Genomic DNA, 19,665 nt, shown 5'->3' on the forward strand with positions numbered 1-19,665 from the left:
GCATTGCATATGCAATGCCCGCAAACACATTTTCTCTGCGATTGTAATATAAAAAAATTTTTAAAACAACTTTTCTATCCTTTGAACAGTGAAATTTTTTAAACTATCCACTATGGCATCCGCATTGGATAGATCCTGGCATCCTGAGTTTGGATTCTTATAACCTATGCATTTCATTCCGGCCGCCTTTGCAGCATTTACACCGTTTTCCGAATCCTCGATAACCACACAGTTTTTAGGGTCTATTGACAGAAGATCGGCGGTTTTGAGGAAAATATCCGGAGCAGGCTTGCTCCTCTTAACCCATTCGCCGCTTACGACTTCTTTAAAATAATCATATATATCAAAAGATTTCAAGACAGCATAGATGTAATCCGGCGGGGATGACGACGCAAGAGCGATGGCTATTTCTTTTTTAGAAAGGCTTTTTAAAAGCTCTAAAACTCCGTCTATGGGACGCTCTTTATTTTTCTTGAGGTAATTTATAACTCCATCCTCTTCAAGCTTCACCAAGTATTTCACGTCTTGCGGAAGTTTATACTCCTTCTTTAAGTATGTCCACATGGCAGTGTTGGTTGCTCCGATGAACATAACATATTTTTTATCAGGTACGTCGATATTTAAATTTTTGAATATTTCTTTATTAACCGTATAGTGAAAAGGCTCACTGTCGATAACTACTCCGTCCATATCGAATATAACACACTCAAGCATTTTAAACCTCCTGCGATAATTACGTTTATTTACACAATAGATATTCTAACAAAGTTATGTATATATGTCCAAAAATTTTTATCCTGTAACTTCGATTTGTAATATGAATTTATGCCTGATTTCAAATCACGAATTGAAGATACTATAACATATCTTGAAACCCCCAAGAGTGCTCTTCCCATAATATTCTTCAGATAATTTTGATGCGCCTTATTCTGGCTTATATGTCCAGTATAAAAATGTCCGACAAAGGGAATTTATAAATATATAAATTTAACTTAAAATTTACCAAATCTTATTGACAATCATTATCATTGATATTAGAATGTAATTGAGAAGAGTTATTAATGAGAGGAGCGTTCAATATGAGCTTAAACGATTTGAAGTCTGGAGAAAGCGCATTAATAGAGCATATCGAAGGAGATATGCGGCTTGTTAAAAGACTGATGGCCCTCGGATATATCTCAGGCACAAAAGTTACTGTAAAAGGGTCCGCACCGTTGGGGGATCCCATCATAATCAAAGTTAGGGGCTCTGAGTTTGCCCTTAGAAGGAAAGATGCTAAAAATATTTACGTGATGGAGGCTTAAAATGATAACCGCAGCACTACTTGGAAACCCTAACGTAGGAAAGACTACTCTTTTTAATCTTTTGACAGGTTCAAACCAGTATGTTGGTAACTGGGCGGGAGTAACTATCGAAAAGAAGGAAGGTTATATAGGCAAAAACATAAAGATTGTCGACCTTCCGGGAATTTATGCAATGGATACGTTTTCAAACGAAGAAAAAATTTCAAAACAGTTTTTGATAAATGGAAACGTTAATGTAATAATCAATATCGTAGATGCTTCCGAACTAAACAGGAATCTTTATCTTACATTGCAACTAAAACAGTTCAATAAACCTATTATACTTCTTTTAAATATGATCGATGTGGCTGAACACAGAGGAATAAACATCGATTGCAAAAAACTTTCACAGATGCTGGGAGTAACCGCGATACCGATATCGGCATCAAAAAAAATCGGAATAGGTAAATTACTGGAGCTGCTAAACAACAGCGATTTTTTTAATGCCCCTGTTGATAATAATTTCCATTTCGATAATGAAAAGGAAATGTATTCATTTATCGAAAACATATTAAAAGAATGCGTATCAGAACCAAAAAGTCACGTTGTCACAACTACTGAAAAGATCGACAAAATCGTACTTAATAAATACCTGGCGTATCCCATATTTTTCGCAATATTATATATTATTTTTAAATTTACATTCAACTGGGTTGGTCAGCCTCTTTCCGACCTGTTCAGCGATTTTATACAAAATATTTTTACACCGTTTGTATTAAAGCTGCTCGCAAATAGCGATGCATGGTTTAAATCCTTAATTACAGAAGGAATAATAGGCGGTGTCGGCGCCGTAATAGTGTTTCTGCCGGTTATACTCGCATTGTTTTTGGGAATATCATTTTTGGAAGATTGCGGGTACATGGCAAGGGCAGCATTTATAATGGATAAACTTATGAGAAAGATGGGCCTTTCAGGCAAGGCGTTTATACCTCTTGTAATAGGCTTTGGATGTTCGGTGCCTGCAATAATGTCCACCAGGACGTTGGAAAGCGAAAAAGACAGAAAACTTGCGGCCTTGATCGTGCCGTTGATGTCCTGCAATGCGAGACTTCCGGTATATGTATTGCTGAGTTCGGTATTTTTCCCTGGAAAGCAGATGCTGGTTATCTTCTCCTTATACTTGCTTGGTATTGCATCGGCTTTTTTTATAGGATTGCTGTTCAACAAGACAATCTTTAAAAACAAGGATGAGCCCTTTATTATAGAGCTCCCCGAATATAAACTGCCTGAATTTAAAAACCTGATGCTTCATACATGGAGAAAAGGGGAAAGCTTTTTAAAGAAAATGAGCACAATAATATTCTCAGCTTCCATTGTTGTCTGGTTATTATCCAATTTTAATTTTAGCGGATTCTCAAATATCGACAACAGCCTGCTATCATATATAGGAAGGTTCATAAGCCCGATATTTAAACCCTTAGGATATGGCTCATGGCAAAATTCCGTAGCTATTTTAACAGGAATCATCGCAAAGGAAGTCGTGGTAGGCACCATGGGAGTACTGTACGGTCAGAATTTGCGTGGCGTGATTTTAAATTATTTTACACCGGCTTCCGCATATGCGTTTCTGGTTTTTGTGCTTCTTTATACCCCATGTATCTCCACAATAGCTACTATCAGAAAAGAATATGGAAAACGCATGATGTTTTTTTCAGTTTCATATCAGGTTGTTTTAGCGTGGATTGCATCTTTTGCAGCGTTTAATATAGGCAAATTATTGTGAGGTGGATAAATCATGTTAATTGAAATATTAATAGCGGCGATTATAGTCTTGGGTGCAGTATATATGCTTTACAAACACATAAAAAAGAGCTCTTCCGGAGACTGCCCGAGCTGCTGCAGCAATTGTGCCTACTACAAGAAATGCCCGAGTAACTTCAAAAGAACAGGCGGCAAGAAATGAACCACCTGTTCTTTTTTTAATATATCAATCTGAAGAAATATTACTCGAACCTCAACGCTTCGATAGGGTTCAACCTTGACGCTCTATTTGCAGGGTATATTCCGAACACGATGCCGACTACAAGCGAAAACATAAACGACAAAAACATTGTATCTACGGAAGGTAGGGCGCTTATCTTTATCGCCTTGCCTATAATCGATGTAAGGCCGCTTCCAAGTAAAATGCCTACGATCCCACCTGTTCCGCTCAAAGCCATCGCCTCTATCAAGAACTGAAGCAGTATGTCCCTTCTCTTTGCGCCTATCGCTTTTCTTATTCCTATTTCCCTGGTTCTTTCAGTAACCGATACTAACATTATATTCATTATGCCTATGCCTCCGACAAGCAGCGATATGCCCGCTATGGCACTTAAAAACAATGTCAACGTCTGGGTTACCGTGGTTAATGTATTAAGGGCCTCCTGCTGGTTGAATACTGTATATGCCGTATCAACTTTGAATTTCCTCAAAAGATAATTGTTAAGCTCAAATACCGCCATATTTACGGAATTTGCATCCTTTGCTTTTATATATATGTTCCTTATAGTTTTGTCGCCTGTTATCTTCTCGGCGGCAGTTATAGGTATCAAGATCCTGTCATCATTTGATGTAAGAGACGACCCACCCTTTGACTCAAGAATGCCGACTACTTTATATTCATAACCGTTTATTTTGATAGTTGATCCTATCGGATTTACTCCCTTAAATAGCTGCTCGACAACAGTTGTGCCTAAAACTGCTACCGGCTGGCTGTACTCAACATCCATCGAAGTTATGAATCTTCCACGGCCAACATTATCGTTTCTTACAGTACTATCATCCTGCACTATACCTTCAATAGATGTACTGTATTTGGTGTTGTTATATTTTGCCGTAACGCTTCCTGAAATCGAAGGGGCCACAGCGCCTATGCCCTGTTTGTCTTTTAAGCTCATGCATTCGTCAAAGCTCAGTGTGACACCGTTTCCCCTGCCCCTTATATTTACGACTATCAGATTCGAACCCATTCCTTCTATTTGCTTGGATACATTTGCAGTAGCACCTCTGCCGAGGGATACTAATGTGATGACGGCCGCAACCCCGATTATGACTCCAAGCATCGTAAGGAAGGACCGCATCTTATTTGTTCCTATGCCTCCAAGACCAAGCCTTATAGCCTGTAAAAACTTATTCATATTTGTCCCCCCTTACGCACCTATTCTCTCATCCTTGAGTATCCTGCCATCCATAATCTGTATGATTCTTTTCGCCTTCGATGCAATATTCATGTCATGAGTTATCAATACGATAGTTGTACCATTTTTGTTCAAGTTGATAAGAGTATCTAAAACTTCTTTTCCCGATTGGCTGTCAAGGTTTCCTGTAGGCTCATCGGCAAGAATCACGGGAGGGTTCCCTGCAAGAGCTCTCGCTATCGCTACCCGCTGCTGCTGGCCGCCCGAAAGCTGAGATGGTTTATGACGCATTCTATCGCCAAGTCCTACGATCTCCAACGCTTGCTTTGACTTTTCAAGCCTCTCTTTTGCAGGTGTACCTCTGTATATGAGCGGAAGCTCTACATTTTCGACAGCATTTAGTTTGGGAAGAAGGTTAAATCCCTGGAATATAAAACCTATTTTTCTATTCCTGATATCTGCAAGCTCATTATCATTAAGAGTAAACACATTTACGCCATCCAGTATATATTCTCCCCCCGTCGGTATATCAAGGCATCCTATCACATTCATAAGAGTTGATTTACCTGATCCGGACGGCCCGATTATCGCCGTAAACTCGCCCTTATCTATCTCAAAGCTTACTCCCCTTAATGCCGCAACCTCTACATTTCCAGTTTTATATATTTTAGTAATATTGTTTATTTTTATCATAGATGCCGCCTGCCTTTAATTATTTGACTGCCTGAACTGCCTGTTTGCTCCCATGGAACCGGCGCCCTGGCCGCTCATTCCCGGGAATCCTCTGAATTGATTTTGAGTGCTGCTGCCCGATGAAGTCTCCCTGACCTGCATTACAATCTTATCTCCATCGCTTAGCCCGCTTACAACCTCGGCATAGTCGGAATTTACTATACCGATCTCAACTTTTTTTCGCGTAACTGAATTTCCTTCGCTTACTTCCACATATTTATTGCTCCCAATATCCTGAACGGCATCTATCGGAACAAGAAGTACATTATCCTTAGAGGCCGTTATTATCGAAACATTGGCGGTCATTCCTGTTTTTAAACCTGAGGGGCTGTCGATATCTATGGTAACGTTGAAAGTTGCACTTCCATTCTGTACTGTACCATTTGCCGCGATATTCGATACTTTCCCGTTATATACCTTGTCTTTAAACGCATCCGCCGTTATTTCGGCGCTTTGGCCAACCTTTATGTTGCCTATATCAAGTTCATCGACAGGTACGATTACCTGCATTGCCGATCTGTTTTCTATTGTTGCAATAGCATCAGAAGACGATACGGAAGTTTGAGAACTTCTACTGCTTGCGGTCGTGCTTGAAGAATTTGCACTTGAAGAATTTGCATTCCCGGAACTGGAACTAGAACTTGCTGATGAAGCCGACGATGATGTCCCAACTTCATCTCCCGCCTTAACCTGTATATTGAATACTACTCCGTCTACAGGCGCCTTCACCGTTAAAGCATCCACCGATTTTTGCTTATCCGATACATCCAATTGGGCAGATTCTATATTAACTTCAGCCGTCTGTATTTGATTATCAATGTTATCGCTTTTTGTAGCGATCAACTTCTGGCCTTTTTTCACAGTGCTGCCTGCACTTACATATATATTTGCAATAGTACCGCTCTGTTTTGGATTTACAGTAACCACGTCACCTGAAGTCAGCCCCGTTGCATTCACATCCTTGCCTGACAATTTGGTAACATTATAATTGCTGTCCCAGCTTAATCCTGATTTGTCCATGACCTGAAATACCATTCCTGATTCCTTGCTATTTGAAAGCAACTTCAGCGTCTTATTTTTCCCATTTATAACGGCTTGCACGCTTTGCCCTATATTGATCTTAATCTCGCTTATTGTGGGATCATTTCCCGATACGGTTAATTTCATCACAGAAGTATCCTCTATCTGTATTAGTCCGCTTTGTCCGCCCATCTGAGGCGATACGCTGTCTCCCGTGCTCGCATTAACAGCTTTTACTATCCCGTCGACAGTAGAATATATAATAAGCTGTGATTTCTGGTCTTTTAAACTTTTTAGCGAATTTTGAAGCTGTGATAAGTTTATCTGGGATTTTTTTAAATCAAGCTTTGTTTGATCATTTGATAAAGTAAATAAAGTATCTCCACTTTTGACTGTCTGACCCTCGGTGCAATTTACCGTAAGTACGGTACTTCCATCCGGGGCCGTAATATATCTCGTATCTGAAGGCGATATCGTACCTATCGCAGACACCGTGCTTTTTATGCTTCCCGTTTTTACGGAATAATTGAAACTTACAGGCGCCGTCCTATTCTTGCGGGCCACGGCTCTGTATATCGCAAATGCGCCGCCTATAACTGCGATACAAACAACAGCTATTATAATATTTCTCCGAACCGTTTTTTTAATTTTGATCATATTGCGTCTCCCCTATTCAAATTGATAATATATTCAAATATTAACTTTCAATTGTGAACATGCCATATAAAAATCCTTAAATTTTTCTTAAATAAACATGAAGGCGTATTTCTTGCAAAACGTGCCATGACCTTATATTTCAAACCTGTAGCCAACTCCCCATAATGTTTCGATATACTGGGGATTCGAAGGATCCACCTCTATCTTTTCCCTTATCTTTCTGATATGAACCGTTACGGTTGTGGTATCGCCTATAGAATCCATTCCCCATATTTTATCAAATAGCTCTTCTTTCGAAAAAACCCTGTTAGGATTGGATGCAAGTAGCGTAAGGAGATCAAATTCTTTATTTGTCAAAACTATTTCTTTATCGTTGACAAAAACCCTTCTTGAGCTCTTATCGATCACAATTCCTCTTATTTTCACCACATCATCCTTCTGTTCTTTGCTGCCGATCAGCCTGTCATATCTTGCAATATGTGCTTTTACCCTCGCCACTAATTCACCTGGGCTGAAAGGCTTTGTGATATAATCATCGGCCCCGAGACCGAGCCCATTGATTTTATCGATGTCCTCTTTTCTGGCAGATACTATCAAAATAGGGATGTTCTTTTTTTCTCTTATCTTTTTGCACACCTCAAACCCGTCTATCTCTGGCAGCATCAAATCAAGTATTATCAAGTCATAATCTCTGGCAAGCGCCGTTTTTAAACCCGTATCTCCTCTTTGCTCAATGTCTGCCTTAAAGCCGCTGGCTTCAAAATAGTCCCTCTCCAGTTCAGCTATGCTTTCTTCGTCTTCGATTATTAAAATTCTTTTCATTGTTCTCTCTCCCTGTCTGCCCTCTTCAAGGTAAAATATATACTTGTTCCATTTCCGTATTCGCTGCTTGCCCATATCTTACCGCCATGTTCTTCTATTATTCTCTTTGCTATGGCAAGCCCGAGGCCGCTTCCCCCTGTTTTCGAATTTCTTGACGGGTCCGCACGATAAAAACTGTCAAAGACATAAGGAAGTGACTCTTTTGATATGCCATGTCCGTTGTCGTGTACCTCAATAGTTGCATATTCGGCATCTGAACTTAAGTTTATATCTATCTTGCTGTTTTGTTTGTCCATGTATTTTATAGCATTATTGATTATATTTGTCACCACCCTCTTAATCTTTTCTCTATCTCCTATAACCATTAATTCTCCAGCATATTCTATATTCAATTTCATACTGATATTTTTCTTTTCCATGTCAAACTGAAATTCCTCTATACAATCGGCAAGATATTTTTTTATATCTATTCCCTCAAAGTTGAACGGAACCCTTTTTAAGTCAAGCTTTGAAAACAAAAATAATTCATCTATCATTTTATCAAGATCATTGGATTTCGAATAAATCGTCTTAATATATCTTTCCATCTTTTCCTTCGAATCCGCAACCCCATCCATGATTCCCTCAATGTATCCCTTTATGGCAGTTATCGGGGTCTTCAGGTCGTGAGAAATGCTGGATATAAGCTCTTTCCTGTTATTTTCATATTGTATTTTTTGGTCCATAGAATATTTAAGCTGCCGCCTCATCTCTTCAAATGCTTCCCCGAGTTCGCCTATTTCATCGCTCGATCTAATCTTCACCTCACAATCAAGATTGCCCATCTTGATCTGTTCCGCGGCATATTTCAATGATACTAAGGGATTAACGATACTTTTTGAGACAAGATATGTTAGAATGCTATTTGTCAGAACTAAAATAATCGTAACAACAGCTACCATAATGCCCATAAATTTTTTCTCATTTTGGCCTGCGGTACTGACATCGGTCAGTAAAAATACGCTGCCTTTTTGTTTGTTTGTAAAATAAAAATCATGCTGCCTTATAAACATAACTTTGTTTCCAACCAGCACCGGATCGTGCCTGTATTCATCCGTTGCCCCAAATTGAGGAAGCTCATTTGAGAAATTGACACCTGAAAGTATTCTGGATGTATAGACGATCTTGTTTTCTCTCCTCACTACGAGCCCCGTATTGATTATCATAAGCTTTTTATCTATACTGTTTAAGAATCTGGCATCTTTCAATACTTCAGGATTATTTGAAGCAGTGAATTTTATATCATTGAACACATCTGTGCCTTCCGTCAGAAGCCTCCTTTGTGGCCCATTGCCAAATTTGAAAAAGTTGGCATTGGCACTGCTTCCAAAAACAGCACTCCTGATTATAATTGCAGCAAGCAAAGACAGAACTATCGGAATTACAAGCATAGCTATATATGAAAACAAAAGCCTGAATTTTATCGACATCATTTCACCCCGGAATCTACTTTTATCATAGCATAAAATTGGCATACCTTTTATATAATTATATCCACAATTCATTCCGTAATAAATAATATAATTATTAAAATTTCCTTAAGGAACAGAATAAATGTTCAAAAAAAAGCACCCTTGGGGTGCTTTATGCTGATGTTTCTGTGCGGCCTTTTTATATGATTTCCTTTATAAATTGTCCCGGTGTAACTCCTGAATACTTTTTAAATATTCGAATCAAAGTATTGACACTACCTATGCCGACATTATTAGCAAGATCTATAAGCTTTATAGACGGGTCCTCTTTTAATATAGTAGCTGCCGCCTCAAATTGTTTCTTTGTAAGGTAATCCTTAAAATTATCTCCCATGGCTGTCTTAAAAATATAGCTCATATAATTGGGCGAAAGATTAAAGTGTTCAGATATACTAAGCAATGATATATTAGTACTTAAGTTTTTATTGATATATTCAGCTAAATTTTTTTTGAGTTGATTAAGTTTTACTTCGTTGGCATTTTGCACCTCATCTAATATCTTATCAAAAACGTTGATGATATATTGTTTAAGAGAAGAACTATTGTTACACTTTCCAAGTTCAAGATAAGGAATCTTTCCATTGCCGAATATATAACTAATTTTAAATCCCGTCTTTTGAAGTACCCTATTTATAGTATTCGCTAGCGTTATTACTATAAGCTCCCTGTCCTCTTTGTTCTCAAAAAATTTATTGACATATTCATCAAATATATATTCTATAATCCGCATTGCTTCTTCTCTATTATTCTTGTCGACGGCATTGATTAATTGCAATTCAGTATTGATCGGATATACAACTAAACTTTCCGGAAGTTCGTCTAAATCCCTGTAATCATATATATTTCTTATGGAAATTAGATTCTTATTGTCTAAAAGCCTGCAAGCAGTAATAAATGATTTTCTGAGCTCAGTTATACTTTCACTCATGCTGCCTATATATACCGACGATAACATGTTAAAGGAGGTATTGATACTATAAACTAGATTATTGAGTTTTTCTTTAAGTATCGATATGCTATTGCAGTTGACAACAAAGCATAATGGAATGTCTCCGTATAGCAGACTTCTACATTTGAAATTCTCGATTAACTGTTCATAAATAAAATTTTTCACATTATTTAAAAAAGATGGTTCTTTTATAATCAATTCATTATTATGATTTGAAAATTCGAATATAACCACAAAGCACTTTTCATAGAACCAGCCAAGATTTAATTTTGCAAGCTCAACGTCTACCGTTTCTTTACAATAGCTTCCAGTTAATATCTCATAAATAAGTTTATCCTCGATATATTTATTATTGTCATCAATCTTTTTAGTAAGTTCCTGATTCAAATTTTTCGTGTTATGAACCTGCTCAGCGATATAATCTATTTCATTATTCGAAATCTGGAACTGATTCTCATTTATATTTAAAAATTTAAAGGCATCGATAAGTTTTCTAATTGGCTTATAAAGCCTGATTGATCCATATAAAATCAGGACAAAAGCCAATGCACAAGTTCCTAAAAGCGCAAAAAACATATCTAAAATTGTAATTACCATATTTTTGTCTGCAATTGAATTATCAGTATAATAAAAATAATCAAGATTCAGAAATCTCGAATTAATCCATTTATATGTTACAGAGCCGTATTTTTTATTATAAAGGCCTTCCTGCATTTTTGCATTAGCGGTATCGAATGCGATTGCCGGTTTTAATATATTAGTGCGCAAATCAGTAGAATCGCTGCCAGATAGCGTAAAAGAGACAGCCATATTCTCACTAAAGTTACTCATCTTAAATTTTTGAGCATCCAAGATCAACATTATTATCATTTTATTGTCGATATATCTTTTCGAAGTAACATATATCACATAATTATCGGTAAAAATATAATGCCCCATATCGAGAGAATTCTCAGGTAACTTTGAAACTATATTTCTATATGTATCCGGATCTATATTTAATTCATTTAAAACAGCATCAACCGTTGTAGTAGAAACATTTGACACTGCTGTATTGTCATTAATTTTATGCACAACTATAGTAAACTGCCTTTCATGCATGTTTTGACTCAAAACTGAAAGATCATTAAAAAGCTGCGTCATTTTAATATAGTAATCATTGCTTGAGCTATACATAAACATATCGATACTCTTTGTCGCCTTGACAGCTTCTGCAGTATAATTTATATTATTAAAAAGCTCTTCACAATCATCTACATATGCTAAAAAGTTTATGGAATTAGACTTATTTATCCTTTGCTGAGTATTACTTTGTATTTTTATATAGTAGCCTATAAAAATTATAGATATGATAGTAAATATTATTATATTATATGTAATAAGAATTTTTCTGAAAAAGTTATATTTCATTTAAAAAATCCTCCTGAAGGCATTGAGGTTTAAAACGTTTTTGTAATTAAACAGTGAACAACAGTCTCTCCATGGAATATCTATATCCTATGGGGAGACTGTTTCTTTTATATAATAATAAATTTATTTAAAGTTTTTTCATTCTGCCTGTGCGATTCCTCAATTACTTCAATTTGCTTGAGCACCTGATCCTGCGTGATCGGGAAGGGCTTTTTGTTTACCATGCTGTCGTAGAACTTACGATAGAACATTAATCCCTTCGCATTAAAGTCATCAGCTTCTTCCCCTTTGGCCATCCAATTACCTTTATGAAACTTAAGCTTTTCAGAACAATAAATGGGCTCGCCCTTTTCATTTCTTAAAGGTTCAATAATAAGCTTTCTTGCCTCTTCATCGCTATCGATATAATATTTCCAGTCGAGTTTATTCGTAGTACCCTTTAAAGTTCCCCTCGTACCCTGAACTAAATAAGTATATTCCGAATAAGCATTACAACTTGAAATTTCCACTTCAAGAACTGGGGCATTTGGAGATTTAAGCAACAATTTTACATAGTCTTCTGCATCTCCATAAGTATGCGCCCTATCCATAAAACAGACAACTTTAACTTCATCCGGGAAACCCATTAAATCGAGAGCCTGATCGACAGGATGGGGGCCTGTATTAAAGAGGCTGCCTCCTGTAAAATCCTGTACGGTCTGCCAATCCCATCTGCGGCTGAACCCCGAATAATTCAGATTTACCTGGACTATTCTGCCAAGTACTCCAGATTTTATTACCTCTTTTACTTTTCTATATGACGGCGCAAAGCGGTATTGCTGAAATATATAATAGGATTTGCCGGTTTCCTCCGCGGTTTTCATTATTTTTTTAAAATCCTCTGCCGATCCTGCGGCAGGTTTTTCTGACAGCACATTGAATCCATGTTTCAACAATTCTAAGGATATAGGTGAATGATTGTAACTGAATGATGAATTAACTACAAAATCTATATCTGATCTTCCATAAAGCTCAGTATAATCAGACAGAACTTCACAGTTATTCTCTTTCCTAATCAGATCCCTTCTTTGAGGATCCTTGTCTACAAAAGCTACAATCTCAAACAAGTCAGTAAGCTGAGACAAAAGTTTCCTGTGTATATTTCTTCCGCTCCGTCCATAACCAATTATTGCGACCCTTAACTTCCTCATGGCTTACACCTCCTTATATATTTTGCATGAATTTCACATAAGCCGGATAGGCAATTTCAGGTTCAGGAAGTTCCCGATGCCACTTTTTTTCCCATTCAAGAGACATATAACCTGCATAGCCGTCGGCATTTAAAGTCCTTACAATACTCTTGATTGGAATATTACCTTCCCCAACCATACAAAGACGGTATTCCCCATCCATCTTAAGATGGTCCTTAATATGAACATGAAGAATATAATGTTTAACTTGATCATAAAATTTCATATAATCATTTCCATAAACTTTATCCGTATGTTCAATATCCCATAATATTCCAAATTCAGTGCGATCTTTTACTCCATTTATAACATCCGTGACATTTTCAATAGTATTGAAATCGCCATGGGTTTCCAGAAGTACCTTGACACTCTTGCCGGATGCATAGGAGCATAGCTGCCTTATGCCTTTTATAGTATTTTGGATAACAGCTTCCCTTATATCTTTGGAAACAATCCTATCGCCAAATACCCTTATTGATGGGATACCCATCTGCGAGCAAATGTCAATTGCAGTTTTTCCTTCAGCCATATAGGCTTCATATTTATCGAATTCATCGAATTTTACAGAAGTACCGAATCCACATATCTCAAGTTTGTGTGATGCTAATTTAGCCTTGGTCTCATACTGGTTTTGCTCTAAGAATTGGGTAATCTCATCAGCGCGCATCTTGCCCTCGATGCCTCTGATTTCGATAGCCTCAAAACCCATCCTTTGGGCTTCATCTAATGTTTTGTCAAAACTCCAGTCGGGATTTCCCAGTGTTGTAAACGCTAATTTCAACCGATATTCACCTCTTTAAAAAAATTATGCCATCGTAGAAAGCATAGGTATACTAACTTCATATTGCAATTTCTCTCCCGCAATAAAGCTTTTAAGTTCTTTAAGCATATAGTCTGCCATTCTTCCAACTTCTGCAGAAGCATAACCTGCTATATGAGGAGATATAAATACATTGGGCAATTTCCAGAATTCATGATCCTTTGGGCAAGGCTCCGGCCATGTAACATCGAGGATGGCACACCGGTCCGGCTTTTCTTCTAGAGCTCTTGCCAGATCTTCTTCCACAACCTGCGCACCCCTGCCGGTATTTATAAAAGCAGCATTGTCTTTCATGAGGCTAAAAAGTTTATAATCGAGCATCCCGACAGTTTTAGCATTGTTGGCTATATGATTAGAAATGGTTTGACACTCGGCAAAAACTTCCTCGAGAGAGAAATTTTTGACCCCAAGATTATCAGCCTTAAGCTCGCTCATAAATGGATCAAAAACCATTAACTCGACATTATGATTTTTGAGCATCTTTATTACCCGCGATCCTATCATACCTGCCCCTAAGATACCTACTTTTGTGCCATATGTACCTGGAAATTTCATTGTAGACAGATCATGGCTATTTTCATAACCATATTTTTTATACCTCGACATTGCGATATAATACCCTTTATTGGCAAGCAATATCTCTCCTACGGTAAATTCTGCGACCGGAATTGCCATAGCGCCCCATGCGCTTATAATTTTTACTCCTCTTTCTAAAAAAGGCAAAGCAAAATATCGTACAGAACCTGCCGCATAAAATACCGCCTTCAGATTAGGAAAGTATTTATCTAATTGTTCCCCGGTAAAACTTTCCATACCCCAGGTGGAGAGTATTATCTCCACCTGTTTCAAATACTCTTTATTTTGTTCGAGATTATCCTTATTAATTATTTCGGGGTAAATTTCAATTTCCCTTTTAAAAAGTTCACGCCGTCCACTGTCATAGACATAAAATAACTTATCGCTATTCTTTTTACCGACGAAACATCCTTTCATATATTTTTTTACCTCCTGATAAGGCATTTCTTTTGTTTAAAGCCTATTTCATCTCACTTTTTATTTTATCATATGCAGTCTGATAAACTGAAATAACATCTTCAATACCCATCGATTTTAATGTAGACATATATTTGTCAAACTCACCATCTATACTACTTCCATCCAATGTCCACTTCTGAAGCTGTTCCAACATATATGTCCTGCATGTAGGATACTTGGAAGTGACTATATCTAGCTCTTTCTCACTAAAACCAAGCGGCGGAAGTTTAACATTCATTTTGTTTATAACACCAGAATTCTGATAAAGCTCTATAGTCTTGCGTCCTTCATCATCAGTCATAAAGTTCTCATATGAAGCATCATGTAAGTAACCCATATCCTCAATCTGTCCGCCTATTTTTCTCATATAATCATTAATCGGGTTAGAAGCTTTAAGAACTTTATCCGTATATTGCGGCTTGCCGTCAACCATAGTATAAGTATCCCCTTCGATGCCGTACGTTGAAAGCCTTACACCCTCGTCTGTATACCAGAAATCCATATATTTCATGGTTTCAGTCTGGTGCTTGTTATTGGAAGACATTGACCACCCTGAACCCGGGAGCTTATCCCTGTTGGCAACCTCCCACTGATTTCCGTTGATGTCTTTCGGCGGAAGCATGCCAACCAGCTTGAATCCTGGAACCTTTGAAGCTATTTTCGTATTATAGCTGCTTGTTGAAGGTATCCAGTCATGTATGACACCACCATTATTAGCCTGGAAAAGGATATCTCTTGAATTTGAACCTCTTGTAAATATTTCCTTGTCTATCAATCCTTCTGAATACCACTTGGATACATTTTTGATTGCCTGTTTGTACTCAGGTGTGTAAAGGCCTAATTCGACTTTTCCATTGGCATTTGTATGCCAGTAATCGCTTACTCCAAATAGCGAAAGTACGCTAAGTACCTTATTATCCTGAGCACCTGCTAGCCTTGTGAAAACACCGACTTCATCAGGCTTGCCATTTCCATTAGGATCCTTTGTTACAAATGCCTTCAATGCATCATGCAATTCATCGACCGTCGTAGGGACTTTAAGATTGAGCTTATCCAGCCAATCCTTCCTTATGAACCACCCTTCAGAAATAGAAGACCTGTAAACAGTAGGTATCTGATAGATATTGCCATCAGAAGCGGTTATAGCGGCTTTGACATCAGGGTTTTCGTTAAGAAAACTTTTGATATGCGGGGCATATTTATCTATTAGATTATTTAGCGGAACAAATGCGCCTTCCGTACCATATTTATTGATGTCATCTCTGTTACCACCCACGATATCCGGGATATTCTTGCTGGCGATCATAAGGTTGAAGGCCTGCTTTGAATCCGTCTCGGCCTGGGACGCTGTACCCTTTAAAGATATGTTTGTCATTTTTGCAGCTTCTTTTGTAATTGTCCAGTTATCATTAAGTACATAAACATTGCCCCAATGGATATGTGCCGTAAGAGTCACAGGCTTATTGCTGCAGAGAAACTTACTGTTAGATGAAGTTGAACTACCATCTACTGTAGTAGTACTTTTGCCTGGTTTTGACGTACAGGATGTAAATATCAATACTGCTGCAATAGAAATTGAAAGCAAACCTAATAAATTCTGTCTCTTTTTCATTTAATTTTCCTCCCTTAGATATTTTTATTGATATATTTTAGAGCACAAAAATGTGCATCTATCCTTTTACGGACCCGACTGTCAGCCCCTTTACAAAATATTTCTGGGCGAACGGGTAAATAGCAAGAATTGGAACTATGGAAACAACAATAATCGCATCAATAAGAGTTTCCTGGGTATAGGCAAATGAAGAGCCTCCGCTATCCATGCTGGCAAGTACGTCCTTTTCTACAATAAGTTTCTTTAATAGTACTTGAAGAGGAATAAGATTTATATCCTTAAGTAAAATCATAGCCCAAAAATATCCATTCCAGCGATCAACTACGCAGTACAGCCCAATTGTAGCTAACACAGGAGTCGATAACGGCAGCATTATCTTTAATAGTATGCCGAAATTAGACATTCCATCCACCTTCGCGGCCTCTTCAAGTTCTATAGGTATACCTTCAAAATAGCTTCTAAGTATTATTATATAAAAGGCGGAGCATGCAAAGCCAAAGATGATTCCCGCCCTGGAATTAGTAAGGTGAAGAGAATCCATATTGAGATAAAAAGGAATTATGCCCGCATTAAACCACATTGTAAAAGAAATCATCATACCTATGAATCTTCTTCCCTTTAACCGCTTTCTGGAAAGCGCATATGCGCCCATTGTCATAACAGCCATGCTTGTCAAAGCCCCAAAAAACGTATAGAACAGCGTATTCCCGAAAGACGTAAAAAAGTTCTTGATTGTAGGTATAAGTTTATATGCAGCAAATGTTATATCGATCGGATAAAATACGACGTTGCCTCCTACTACCTGGCTGCCTTCACTTATTGAAGCGATAAAGATATAATAAAAAGGATAAATGGTAACTATTAGCACAAATGAAAGCAATATAATGTTAAATATATTGAAACTTTTTTCTCCAAAAGTTCTTTTACTCACGGTATCCGCCTCCTTTACCAAAGACCTGTGTCTGTTAGTTTATTGCTGATTTTATTGAAAATGATTACAATTATAAACGCCACAACCGAATTGAATAGTCCTATGGCAGTCGCATAATCATAGCGGCCTTCTGTTATGCCAACCCTGTAAACAAACGTGTTTATAACATCTGCAGTCGTATAGATACTGGGATTATATAGCAATATAATTGCTTCATAACCTACGTTAAGAATATTACCCAGCCTTATAAGCAGCATAATTACAATTGTTGGCATGAGAGAAGGAAGAGTAATATATATAAATTGCTGCCAGCGGCCCGCACCGTCGACGGTGGCGGCTTCATAAAGTTCGTCACTTATTGAAGTTAATGCGGCTATATAAATTATTGAATCATATCCTGTGTTCTTCCAAATGCCCATTATAGTGTAGATTGGCACAAAAAACTTTGGAATAGATAAAAAGTATATGGGTTTAAAACCCATCATTTTTAATAAAGTGTTTACCACGCCGGTTGTGGGCGAAAGAAAGTTTACAACAATTCCGCAAACTATAACTGTTGACAAAAAGTGGGGGAGATAGCTGATAGATTGTACAGTTTTTTTGAATCTTATTGCCCTAAGTTCATTTAAAAGCAATGCAAATATTATTGGCATGGGAAAACCTATTATTAATGATGTTAAGCTAATCACAAGTGTATTTTTTATTGTTCTCAAAGCATAAGGGCCTGTAAAAAACTCCTTAAAGTACTGAATCCCCACCCATTTGCTTCCCCAGATGCCTCTAAAAGGGCTGTAATCTTTAAATGCGATAACGAGTCCGGTCAAAGGTTTATATGAAAATAAAATAAAAAATAAGATCATTGGCACAAGCATTAGATATAAATCAAAATCATTTTCAAGGGATTTCATTCCCTTTTTTAGGGTTTTCTTAATATGTTTATTAGCTTCAATTTCTGTTAAATTATCTAATTCCATACTCTGTTACCTTCTCTCATTGATTATTTAGCCAAAATTTATTTTATATAAAATATAAGAACAATAATTTATAAAAAGTGAAATAATATTCTTCAGATAATCTTTATACACCCCTTTGTGAACTCTATATTCGAATTTTAATATGATATGAATATTAAGTAAATATTCAATATTTCCAATAATCATATTCATAGAATATAGTTATTTTTACTCTATAATTAACAATACTTACGGGAATATAAAAAAACCTGAAAATTCAATAATTTTAGGAATTTAACCTGTACTTCTAGATCCGGCTGTTAATTTTCAAAAACTGAAGCCATTATTGAAAGGTAAACTAAAAGCATCTTGTGCAGAAATTAAAATTTCTGCACAAGATGCTTTCCCATCTATTTACCAACTAATTCATTAAATCTATCGTACAATCTTTTGGTGGTAACTTATATAAATTTATCAAATCCTCTTTGAGAGCTCAACTGCTTTACCATTTCTTTAATATCCTGATCTCTTTCCCTATCGCATATAAGCATTATGTCGCCTGCATCAACTACAATAAGGTTACTGACTCCAATAGTGGCAATCAGCCTGTTATCTCCAAATATCATACAGTTTTTCGTATCGATGGTTGAGCAAAGCCCGTTTATGATATTGTCATCATCATCCTTCATGTAATATTTTTCAAGTGCATTCCATGAACCTATATCGTCCCATTCAAACCTTGTCTTAAGAACAGCCGTATTCATTGATCTTTCCATAACCCCATAATCTATGGATATCCCATCGATTTTTTTATATTCTTTTTTTATCAGTTCATCCTCATCGGGACTCCCTATTACCTTAGACATGGACATTAAATTATTATATAACTCCGGAAGATATTTGTTTATTTCTTGAAGCAGTACCGAGGCCTTCCAAACAAACATACCGCTGTTCCATAAAAATGTACCCTTATTAAGAAATATTTGGGCGATCGTCTTATTAGGTTTTTCAGTAAACCTTTTTACCATAAATGCAGGTATATCTCCATAGCCATCTATTTCCCTTCCTATTTCAATATATCCGTATGCTGTCTCGGGCCTTTGGGGAACAACGCCCATGGTGACCATCAGGTCTTCGGATTTTGCAATTCTTAATGCCTCATTAATAGTCTTTCTGAATTCATCTGTATTTTGTATCACATGGTCCGATGGCAAAACGACCATCACTGCATCGGGATCTCTTTTATATAATTTTATCGCTGCAAAGCCTATGCATGTAGCGGTCTCCTTATTGAATGGTTCTAAGAAAATATTTTCATCCTTTATCTTTGGGAGTTGCCTTTTCACCGTCCTCACATAATCTTTGTTTGTCACGATACATATATTGTCGTATGGAAGGCACTTAGATATTCTTCCTACAGTATATTGTATCATTGTTTTATTACCAACCGTCCGTAAAAATTGTTTCGGCATGCTGTACCTTGATCTTGGCCAGAACCTGGTACCCATACCTCCTGACATGATTT

The 19,665-nt window shown here is 37.1% G+C and carries 17 protein-coding genes; 3 read left to right on the forward strand and 14 right to left on the reverse strand.

Translation table 11 applies throughout. The annotated features are described in order from the left end of the window. Nucleotides 1–60: 60 nt before the first annotated feature. The gene (locus QME45_11940) at nucleotides 61–714 is read right to left on the reverse strand and encodes an HAD family phosphatase (GenBank protein ID MDI6619362.1); all 654 of its coding nucleotides are present in this window, start codon (nucleotides 712–714) and stop codon (nucleotides 61–63) included. 365 nt (nucleotides 715–1,079) lie between these two features. On the opposite strand from QME45_11940, the gene QME45_11945 reads away from it, so the two are divergent. The 3 genes from QME45_11945 to QME45_11955 are packed head-to-tail and all read left to right on the forward strand — an operon-like array spanning nucleotide 1,080 to nucleotide 3,246. Then, nucleotides 1,080–1,304, forward strand: coding sequence for a FeoA family protein (locus QME45_11945; GenBank protein ID MDI6619363.1), 225 nt, complete (start codon nucleotides 1,080–1,082; stop codon nucleotides 1,302–1,304). Between the two features lies 1 nt (nucleotide 1,305). Then, the gene (gene feoB / locus QME45_11950; protein MDI6619364.1) at nucleotides 1,306–3,066 is read left to right on the forward strand and encodes a ferrous iron transport protein B; all 1,761 of its coding nucleotides are present in this window, start codon (nucleotides 1,306–1,308) and stop codon (nucleotides 3,064–3,066) included. An 18-nt stretch (nucleotides 3,067–3,084) separates the two neighbouring features. Further along, on the forward strand, nucleotides 3,085–3,246 hold the full coding sequence (locus QME45_11955) for a FeoB-associated Cys-rich membrane protein (GenBank protein ID MDI6619365.1): 162 nt from the start codon (nucleotides 3,085–3,087) through the stop codon (nucleotides 3,244–3,246). A gap of 40 nt (nucleotides 3,247–3,286) precedes the next feature. On the opposite strand, the gene QME45_11960 is transcribed toward QME45_11955, so the two are convergent. The 13 genes from QME45_11960 to QME45_12020 all read right to left on the reverse strand — a co-directional run bounded on the left by QME45_11960 (nucleotide 3,287) and on the right by QME45_12020 (nucleotide 19,663). Next, nucleotides 3,287–4,459: an ABC transporter permease gene (locus QME45_11960; GenBank protein MDI6619366.1), complete on the reverse strand. Its 1,173-nt coding sequence runs from the start codon at nucleotides 4,457–4,459 to the stop codon at nucleotides 3,287–3,289. Nucleotides 4,460–4,471: 12 nt separating this feature from the next. Next, entirely contained in the window at nucleotides 4,472–5,152 is a 681-nt protein-coding gene (locus QME45_11965) for an ABC transporter ATP-binding protein (protein MDI6619367.1), read from the reverse strand. Nucleotides 5,153–5,167: 15 nt separating this feature from the next. Beyond that, nucleotides 5,168–6,868, reverse strand: a complete 1,701-nt coding sequence (locus QME45_11970; GenBank protein MDI6619368.1) for an efflux RND transporter periplasmic adaptor subunit — start codon at nucleotides 6,866–6,868, stop codon at nucleotides 5,168–5,170. A gap of 132 nt (nucleotides 6,869–7,000) precedes the next feature. Then, entirely contained in the window at nucleotides 7,001–7,690 is a 690-nt protein-coding gene (locus QME45_11975) for a response regulator transcription factor (protein ID MDI6619369.1), read from the reverse strand. Next, nucleotides 7,687–9,162 carry a HAMP domain-containing sensor histidine kinase gene (locus QME45_11980; protein ID MDI6619370.1) on the reverse strand — a complete coding sequence of 492 codons (1,476 nt, stop codon included), beginning with the start codon at nucleotides 9,160–9,162 and terminating at the stop codon, nucleotides 7,687–7,689. Before QME45_11980 ends, QME45_11975 begins: the two co-directional genes overlap by 4 nt. 178 nt (nucleotides 9,163–9,340) lie before the next feature. Then, complete coding sequence (locus QME45_11985; protein MDI6619371.1) at nucleotides 9,341–11,560, reverse strand: AraC family transcriptional regulator; 2,220 nt, start codon at nucleotides 11,558–11,560, stop codon at nucleotides 9,341–9,343. 107 nt (nucleotides 11,561–11,667) lie between these two features. Then, nucleotides 11,668–12,750, reverse strand: coding sequence for a Gfo/Idh/MocA family oxidoreductase (locus QME45_11990; protein MDI6619372.1), 1,083 nt, complete (start codon nucleotides 12,748–12,750; stop codon nucleotides 11,668–11,670). A gap of 13 nt (nucleotides 12,751–12,763) precedes the next feature. After that, nucleotides 12,764–13,570, reverse strand: a complete 807-nt coding sequence (locus tag QME45_11995; protein MDI6619373.1) for a sugar phosphate isomerase/epimerase family protein — start codon at nucleotides 13,568–13,570, stop codon at nucleotides 12,764–12,766. A gap of 24 nt (nucleotides 13,571–13,594) precedes the next feature. Further along, nucleotides 13,595–14,602 carry a hydroxyacid dehydrogenase gene (locus QME45_12000; GenBank protein ID MDI6619374.1) on the reverse strand — a complete coding sequence of 336 codons (1,008 nt, stop codon included), beginning with the start codon at nucleotides 14,600–14,602 and terminating at the stop codon, nucleotides 13,595–13,597. A 43-nt stretch (nucleotides 14,603–14,645) separates the two neighbouring features. Then, nucleotides 14,646–16,256 (reverse strand): extracellular solute-binding protein, encoded by a 1,611-nt coding sequence (locus QME45_12005; GenBank protein ID MDI6619375.1) that lies wholly within the window; start codon nucleotides 16,254–16,256, stop codon nucleotides 14,646–14,648. Nucleotides 16,257–16,314: 58 nt separating this feature from the next. After that, nucleotides 16,315–17,187: a carbohydrate ABC transporter permease gene (locus tag QME45_12010; GenBank protein ID MDI6619376.1), complete on the reverse strand. Its 873-nt coding sequence runs from the start codon at nucleotides 17,185–17,187 to the stop codon at nucleotides 16,315–16,317. Nucleotides 17,188–17,201: 14 nt separating this feature from the next. Next, complete coding sequence (locus QME45_12015) at nucleotides 17,202–18,161, reverse strand: ABC transporter permease subunit (GenBank protein MDI6619377.1); 960 nt, start codon at nucleotides 18,159–18,161, stop codon at nucleotides 17,202–17,204. Between the two features lie 440 nt (nucleotides 18,162–18,601). Next, on the reverse strand, nucleotides 18,602–19,663 hold the full coding sequence (locus tag QME45_12020; GenBank protein ID MDI6619378.1) for a mannose-1-phosphate guanylyltransferase: 1,062 nt from the start codon (nucleotides 19,661–19,663) through the stop codon (nucleotides 18,602–18,604). Between the last annotated feature and the right edge of the window lie 2 nt (nucleotides 19,664–19,665).

Source organism: Clostridiales bacterium, assembly GCA_030016385.1.
Classification (GTDB): Bacteria; Bacillota; Clostridia; order Clostridiales; family Oxobacteraceae; genus JASEJN01.